This is a genomic window from Phenylobacterium sp., assembly GCF_031412415.1.
Lineage (GTDB): Bacteria > Pseudomonadota > Alphaproteobacteria > Caulobacterales > Caulobacteraceae > Phenylobacterium.
On the sequence record NZ_JANOCX010000248.1, the window covers coordinates 1 to 4,560 of the forward strand.

Consider the following 4,560-nt stretch of genomic DNA (forward strand, 5'->3'; position numbering starts at 1 on the left):
GCCAAGTAGTCTGTCTCCAAGGCCCGACGAGAGGCCCGGGAGACGCCTGTGATCGACCTCCACTACGCCGCCACGCCCAACGGGTGGAAGATCTCCATCATGCTGGAGGAGTGCGGCCTGCCGTACGTGGTCCGCCCGATCAACCTGGGCCGAGGCGAACAGTTCGCCCCCGACTTCCTGGCCATCAGCCCCAACAACCGCATCCCTGCCATCGTAGACCACGATCCGCCGGGCGGCGGCCAAGCGGTCAGCGTGTTCGAGACCGGCGCGATCCTGATCTATCTGGCGGAAAAGACCGGCCAATTCCTGCCCACTGACCTTCGGGGGCGCAGCACGGCGATCCAATGGCTGATGTGGCAGATGGGCGGTCTGGGACCCATGCTGGGCCAGAACGGACACTTCAAAATCTACGCGCCAGAGAAGATTCCTTACGCCATCGACCGCTATGAGCGCGAAGCCGCGCGGCTGTACGGCGTGCTGGACAGCCAGCTCGGCCGCACCGGCGCCTATGTTGCCGGCGAGGCTTACGGCATCGCCGACATGGCCTGCTTCCCCTGGATCATCACCCATAAGGCGCAGGGCTTCACCCTGGACGACTATCCGAACATCAAGCGGTGGTTCGCCGTGGTGCGGGCGCGGCCGGGCGTGGTGGCCGGCACGGCTGTCGGGCGCATGGCGCCGCCGGGTGAGATGGACGCCGAAACCCGCAAGAACCTGTTCGGAGGCGCGAGGGTCTTGTCATGATCGAGTGCTTCTTCGACTGCTCCAGCCCCTGGACTTACCTGGCCTTCCACAACCTGCAGCCCCTCGCCAGGGACCTTGAGGTCGAGGTCGCCTGGCGGCCGATCCTGGTGGGCGGCATCTTCAACACGGTCAATCCGTCGGTCTACGAGCAACGCGCGACGCCGGTTCCGGCAAAGGCTCGCTACATGGGCAAGGACCTGAGGGATTGGGCGCGCTACTCGGGCCTGGCCATCACCTTCCCGCCGAAAGTGTTCCCGGTGAACAGCGTCAAGGCCATGCGCGGCTGCATCTGGCTGTCGCCGCAGGGCCTGCTCGTCCCCTTCGCCACCAAAGTCTTCGAGACCTATTGGGGCGACAATCTCGACATTTCGCAGGACAGCGTCCTGGCCGAGATCTGCGAGGCCGTGGGCGTCGACCCGCAGGCGTTCCTGGCGGGCATCGCGGAGCCGGCGGTCAAGGACCAACTGCGGCTCAACACCGAGGAGGTCGTGGCCCGCGGCGGTTTCGGATCACCGACCATCTTTGTTGGCGGAAACGACATGTATTTCGGCAACGACCGCCTGCCGCTGATCGCGGCCGCCGTCCTGGCCCGCAAGGAAGCTGCACATGGCGCGTGATCTGTCCCCGGCTCCACCGGCGGAGGTGGGCCTCTCGCCCGCCGGTCTGGCCGCCATCGACGCCTATCTGCAAGGTCTGATCGACCAGGGCGTGGTGGCCGGTTTCGTCACCCTGACCGCTCGCCACGGCAAGGTCGCCCAGGTCAGCAGCCTAGGCGTCAAGGACCTGGCGACCGGCGAACCCATGGCGGCCGACACGATGTTCCGCATCTTCTCCATGACCAAGCCGGTGACGGCCGTGGCCATGATGATCCTGCATGACCAGGGCCTGTGGTCGCCCGACGACCCCATCGCCAAGCACCTGCCGGCCTTCGCGGGCGCGAAAGTGTTCGGCGGCATGGGCGCGGACGGCGAGATCATCCTGCAGGAACCCGACCATCCGCCCACCCTGCGCGAGCTGTTGACCCACACGGCGGGCCTGACCTATGGCCGCGAGCCCATGGAAGGCCTGGAGACCTTGTACCAGGCCGCCGACATCTGGCGCTCGGCGGACCTGGCGGAGATGGCGGCCAAGCTGGGAGACCTGCCGCTGGCCTACCAGCCGGGGACGAAGTGGATCTACAGCCTGTCGATGGACGTGCAGGGCGCCGTCATCGAGGCCCTTAGCGGCCAGCGCCTGCCGGATTTCATGCGCGAGAAGATCTTCGAGCCCCTCGGCATGGTCGACACAGCCTTCCACACGCCGCCCGGGAAGAAGCCGCGACTGGCGACGCTTTACCGCTCCAGCGTCAGCAGGGGTCTCGTCCCCCTGGCGGGCAATCCGCTGCTCCCTGATCACGAGAGGCCGCCGGCCCTGGCCTCGGGTGGTGGCGGCCTGGTCTCCACCGCCCTCGACTACGCCCGCTTCGCCCAGATGCTGCTGGACGGCGGCCAGTTCGGCGGCCGTCAGATCGTCAGCGCCCAGGGTGTGAAGCAGATGATGACCAACCAACTCTCCGACGAGATGCTGGCTCAGGGCTGGGGTGTCGGAAAGCAGCAGATTCGCCCGGGCTTCGGCTACGGCTACAACGGGGTGGTGTTCACCGATCCCGAGGCGGCCGGCATCCCGGTGGGTCAGGGGACCTATCACTGGGACGGCGCGGCGGGGACCTGGTTCTGGGTCGATCCGGAGAATGACCTGATCTTCGTCGGCATGGTCCAGCTCCTGTCGGAGAACGCGCCGACCTTGCAGGCCACGACCCAGACCCTGATGGCCGAGGCCATCCTCCACGAGGTGCGCGCATGAGCGAACCCATTCTCGAACCCGACCTGCCGATCGTCGATCCGCACCACCATTTCTGGGACCGTCCGGCGGCCCTGATCGCGGCGCTGCCACCGCCCACCCATGGCTTTGATCGCGTGATGCGCCGGGTCCCGCGCTACCTGCTGGACGAACTGCTGGCCGACATGAGATCGGGCCACAACGTCAAGGCCACGGTCTACATGGAGTGCGGCTCCATGTACCGAAGCCGCGGCCCGGCGGCCATGCGGCCGGTCGGCGAGACCGAGTTCGTGAACGGGCTCGCCGCCATGACCGCCAGCGGGCTCTATGGCGATGTCCTGGCCTGCGCCGGTATCGTCGGCCATGCCGACTGCACGCTGGGCGGCGCGGTCTCGGACGTGCTGCAAGCCCACGTGGCGGCCGGCGGCGGCCGGTTCCGCGGGATCCGCCAGGCCGCCTCGTCCGATCCCGACAAGGGGGTCCTGGGTCCGCTGGCCCGTCAGGAGGGCGGCCTCTACCTGTCGCCGAAGTTCCGCGAGGGGTTCGCCGAACTGGCGCCGCTGGGCCTGTCCTTCGACGCCTGGATGTTGGAGCCGCAGCTTCCCGACCTGATCGACCTCGCCAAGGCGTTCCCCGACACCCAGATCGTGCTGGACCATGTCGGCACTCCGCTGGGCATCGCCAGCTACGAAGGCCGCCGGGAGGAACGTTTCCCGGTTTGGAAGGCCAATATCCAGGCTCTATCCGACCTGCCCAACTTGGCGGTGAAGGTCGGCGGCCTGGCGATGGTGTTCCCCGGCTTCGCCTCCTTCATGTCCGATCCGCCCGCCTCCCCGGAGGCGCTGGCGGCGGAGTGGAAGCCCTATGTGGAGACCTGTATCGAGGCCTTCGGCGCCGATCGCTGCATGTTCGAGAGCAACTTCCCCGTCGACATCGGCAGTTGCGACTACGACGTCCTGTGGAACGCCTTCAAGGTCCTGGCCAAGGGCTGTTCCGCCGACGAGAAGACCGCGCTGTTCTCGGGAACGGCCAGCCGGATCTATCGGCTGGATCTCTAGGCGTCGCCGTCGCCCCGGGCGTCGATGCGGTCTTCCAGGTCGATGTCGTCGACCCTGACTCCGTCCGCGTCGGTCATTTCGAAAGGCACGCCGTCGGCGGCCAGCTCCTCCCACTTGGCGAGGGCGGCTTCTTCGGTCTCGGCGGTATAGGTCACCAGACGGCCAGGATGGCGGGCTGCTATTCGATAGGCCATGACCCATCATAGCGACGACGAGTGCGAAGCGCGATGCTTGTCGATGCTCTCGGCTAGGGTCGGACCGCCATCCAGATGATGTGACGCGCCCCGCGCCGGCCGCCGGTGGCCCGGACGCGAACCTCATCCACCCCATAACCCGCCTTGCGCAGGCGTTGGGCGAAGGCGTCGTTGGGGGTGGACGACCAGACGGCGAGAATCCCGCCTGGGCGCAAGGCCTGCCGCGCGGCGAGCAGGCCTTCACGATCATAGAGACGGTCGTTCGCCTTGCGGGTCAGGCCCTCGGGCCCATTGTCCACATCGAGCAGAATGGCGTCATAGGTCGCACGCGCCGACCGGATCAAGGCTCCCACATCGCCCTCGCGGAGCGTCAGGCGCGGATCGTCCAGGCATCCGGCGGAAAGGTGCGCCATGGGCCCGCGCGCCCAGGCGACGACGGCTGGAACCAGTTCACCCACTGTGACCGTCGCGTTCGGCCCAAGCCCCGCGAGGGCGGCGCGCAGGGTGAACCCCATGCCAAGTCCGCCGATCAGGACGTGGGCCTTCGGCCGATCCCGAAGGCGTTCGCACGCCAGGCCCGCCAGCGCCTCCTCCGACCCGCTCAGCCGGCTGTTCATCAGCTCGATCGGCCCGGACATGATGGAGAATTCCGCCCCCCGCCGCATCAACCGCAGCTCGCCGCCGCCATCGGGCATGGTGGTCGTATCAACGAGTACCCAGGGAATCATTGGGATTGGAGCCTGTGG

General features: G+C 67.4%; 6 protein-coding genes. 4 read left to right on the top strand and 2 right to left on the bottom strand.

The features are described 5' to 3' along the window. Positions 1-48 precede the first annotated feature (48 nt). The 4 genes from RMO04_RS12305 to RMO04_RS12320 are packed head-to-tail and all read left to right on the top strand — an operon-like array spanning position 49 to position 3,620. Complete coding sequence (locus RMO04_RS12305) at positions 49-744, top strand: glutathione binding-like protein (RefSeq protein WP_309645074.1); 696 nt, start codon at positions 49-51, stop codon at positions 742-744. Continuing rightward, a complete protein-coding gene (locus RMO04_RS12310; protein WP_309645075.1) occupies positions 741-1,361 on the top strand; it encodes a 2-hydroxychromene-2-carboxylate isomerase in 621 nt (206 codons plus the stop codon). Before RMO04_RS12305 ends, RMO04_RS12310 begins: the two co-directional genes overlap by 4 nt. Beyond that, positions 1,351-2,586, top strand: coding sequence for a serine hydrolase domain-containing protein (locus RMO04_RS12315; RefSeq protein WP_309645076.1), 1,236 nt, complete (start codon positions 1,351-1,353; stop codon positions 2,584-2,586). The genes RMO04_RS12310 and RMO04_RS12315 overlap by 11 nt, the downstream gene beginning before the upstream one ends. Continuing rightward, positions 2,583-3,620 (top strand): amidohydrolase family protein, encoded by a 1,038-nt coding sequence (locus RMO04_RS12320; protein ID WP_309645077.1) that lies wholly within the window; start codon positions 2,583-2,585, stop codon positions 3,618-3,620. Before RMO04_RS12315 ends, RMO04_RS12320 begins: the two co-directional genes overlap by 4 nt. Here RMO04_RS12320 and RMO04_RS12325 read toward each other — a convergent pair. Together RMO04_RS12325 and RMO04_RS12330 are read right to left on the bottom strand one after the other, a co-directional pair. Continuing rightward, positions 3,617-3,814 carry a hypothetical protein gene (locus RMO04_RS12325; protein WP_309645078.1) on the bottom strand — a complete coding sequence of 66 codons (198 nt, stop codon included), beginning with the start codon at positions 3,812-3,814 and terminating at the stop codon, positions 3,617-3,619. The genes RMO04_RS12320 and RMO04_RS12325 overlap by 4 nt on opposite strands. Positions 3,815-3,867: 53 nt before the next feature. Further along, positions 3,868-4,560, bottom strand: a 693-nt coding sequence (locus tag RMO04_RS12330; protein WP_309645079.1) for a hypothetical protein, incomplete at its 5' end; no start/stop codon positions are given.

Bases quoted from the DNA above. Each gene is read 5' to 3' on its own strand.
- RMO04_RS12310 (WP_309645075.1), top strand. From the start codon at position 741: ATGATCGAGTGCTTCTTCGACTGCTCCAGCCCCTGGACTTACCTGGCC.
- RMO04_RS12320 (WP_309645077.1), top strand. From the start codon at position 2,583: ATGAGCGAACCCATTCTCGAACCCGACCTGCCGATCGTCGATCCGCAC.
- RMO04_RS12325 (WP_309645078.1), bottom strand. From the start codon at position 3,814: ATGGCCTATCGAATAGCAGCCCGCCATCCTGGCCGTCTGGTGACCTAT.
- RMO04_RS12315 (WP_309645076.1), top strand. From the start codon at position 1,351: ATGGCGCGTGATCTGTCCCCGGCTCCACCGGCGGAGGTGGGCCTCTCG.